This window comes from Nocardioides sp. CPCC 206348 (assembly GCF_048654705.1).
In the GTDB taxonomy this organism is placed as follows: domain Bacteria; phylum Actinomycetota; class Actinomycetes; order Propionibacteriales; family Nocardioidaceae; genus Nocardioides.
The window spans coordinates 38,827-40,310 of sequence record NZ_JBMCZA010000111.1; the positions used below are offsets into that span (position 1 = coordinate 38,827).

A 1,484-nucleotide genomic window follows, 5' to 3' on the forward strand; every position below is an offset into this window, starting at 1 on the left:
CGCGTTGTACGTCGGCGAGGGCACCCTCGACGCCGGCATCACCGGCCGCGACCTGCTCCTCGACTCGCACGCCCACGCCACCGAGGCGCTGCAGCTCGGCTTCGGTCGCTCGAAGTTCCGCTTCGCGGCCAAGCCCGGCACAGCCACGGACGTGCACGACCTCGGCGGTCTCCGGGTCGCGACGTCGTACGACGGCGTGCTGAAGCGGTACCTCGCCGATCTCGGTGTCGACGCCAGTGTCGTGCGCCTCGACGGCGCGGTCGAGACCAGCATCCAGCTCGGTGTGGCCGACGTGATCGCCGATGTGGTCGAGACCGGCAGCACCCTGCGTGCGGCCGGCCTGGAGGTGTTCGGCGACGTGATCCTCGAGTCCGAGGCCGTGATGATCACCCGCGTGGACGCCGACGCCGGCGCGTTGGAGACCCTCACCCGGCGCCTGCAGGGCGTCCTGGTGGCCCGCGCCTACGTGATGATGGACTACGACATCCCGGTCCAGCAGGTCGAGCAGGCCATTGCGCTGACCCCCGGCATCGAGAGCCCGACCGTCAGCCCGCTTCATCGCGAAGGCTGGGTCGCCGTTCGCTCGATGGTGCAGCGTTCGGCTGCCCAGCGCGTGATGGACGACCTGTGGGCGCTCGGTGCCCGAGCCATCCTCACGACCGACATCCACGCCTGCCGGCTCTGATGGCCGACGCCCAGGAGGCCCCTGCGTTGCCCCGGACCTGGCGCCCGTTCGGTCCGCGGATGGCCGCAGCCGTCTTCGGGGTCGTCCTGGTCGGCGCCTTCGCGTGGCTCTGGGTCGGCTTCGACCAGGACACGAAGGACTCGGTCGGGTTCCTGCAGAAGGCCACCGTCATCGGCTTCATCCTGCTCGGCCTGGTCCTGATGAACGGCCTGGCCCGGTCCCGGGTCATTGCTCGCGACACCGGCTTGACGGTCATCAACGGTTACCGCAAGCACGAGCTGGCATGGTCCGAGGTGGGCACGGTGAGGTTCCCGCAGGGAGCGCCGTGGCCGCACCTGCTGCAGTCCGGGGACGAGAAGCTGTCCCTGATGGGCATCCACTCCTCCGACGGCCAGCGGGCAGCGATCGCGATCCGCGAGCTGCGGGCCGTCGTGGCCGACCATCGCGCCTAGACTGCGCGGATTCCCCACGTGGCCGCGAAGGTCGTGCCGGGCTCCAGCACGACGAGGTCGTCGCCGGAGTTGAACGCGTCCGGGGGAGCGGTCATCGGCTCGATGGCCACCGAAGAGCGCGGTGTCCTCGTGTCCTCGCCCGTGTAGACCTGCAGCCACCGGTGGTGCTCGTCGACCCAGAGCTCCACACCGGTGTCGTCCGCGGACAGTCCGATCGTGGCGACTCCCTCGCCGTCCCGATCCAGGTCGGTGACGCCGTGATTGAGCACGGACTCGCCCAGCGGATCAGTGACGAAGCCCGAGAAGGACTCCCTTCCCGTCGGCAGCAGCCGCTCGGTGTCCACCGT

At 70.0% G+C, this 1,484-nt stretch carries 2 protein-coding genes and 1 pseudogene; 2 read left to right on the top strand and 1 reads right to left on the bottom strand.

All coding sequences use genetic code 11. The annotated features are described in order from the left end of the window. Positions 1 to 685 (top strand): ATP phosphoribosyltransferase (gene hisG / locus ACOADB_RS06470; protein WP_378597135.1); only part of this gene is annotated, 685 nt, incomplete at its 5' end. Between the two features lie 59 nt (positions 686 to 744). Further along, positions 745 to 1,137, top strand: coding sequence for a PH domain-containing protein (locus ACOADB_RS06475; RefSeq protein WP_378597136.1), 393 nt, complete (start codon positions 745 to 747; stop codon positions 1,135 to 1,137). On the opposite strand, the pseudogene ACOADB_RS06480 reads toward ACOADB_RS06475, so the two are convergent. Beyond that, positions 1,134 to 1,484 (bottom strand): annotated as a pseudogene (locus ACOADB_RS06480) (aldose epimerase); the annotation flags it as partial. The gene ACOADB_RS06475 and the pseudogene ACOADB_RS06480 sit on opposite strands and share 4 nt — an antisense overlap.

Excerpts from the sequence above, each read along its gene's own strand:
- ACOADB_RS06475 (WP_378597136.1), top strand. The coding sequence starts at position 745 with ATGGCCGCAGCCGTCTTCGGGGTCGTCCTGGTCGGCGCCTTCGCGTGG.